The sequence below is a fragment of the Thalassobellus citreus genome (assembly GCF_044385915.1).
GTDB classification, from domain to species: domain Bacteria; phylum Bacteroidota; class Bacteroidia; order Flavobacteriales; family Flavobacteriaceae; genus Thalassobellus; species Thalassobellus citreus.
Window position 1 is genome coordinate 1 of the sequence record NZ_JBISCC010000128.1, and the last position, 387, is coordinate 387.

General features: G+C 39.0%; 1 protein-coding gene. It reads left to right on the top strand.

Annotation, left to right across the window (positions count from 1 at the left end):
• Nucleotides 1–387 (top strand): HYR domain-containing protein (locus tag ACH5TX_RS16005; RefSeq protein WP_439340495.1); only part of this gene is annotated, 387 nt, incomplete at both ends.

Here is a 387-nt window from a genome sequence, read left to right on the forward strand (position 1 = left end):
GATATTCCTCAAAATGTAGATGCTGGTACTGACGGTGCTGTAGTTAATTATACAACTCCTGTTGGAACTGATAATTCTACTGGTGCTGTTACTACTCAAATTGCTGGTTTAGCTTCTGGTTCATTATTCCCAGTAGGGACAACTACTAATACGTTTCGTGTTACTGACATTTGTGGAAATACTGCTGAGTGTAGCTTTGATGTTACTATTACTGATAATGAAGACCCTGAGATTGTATGTCCTGGTGATATTCCTCAAAATGTAGATGCTGGTACTGACGGTGCTGTAGTTAATTATACAACTCCTGTTGGAACTGATAATTCTACTGGTGCTGTTACTACTCAAATTGCTGGTTTAGCTTCTGGTTCATTATTCCCAGTAGGGACA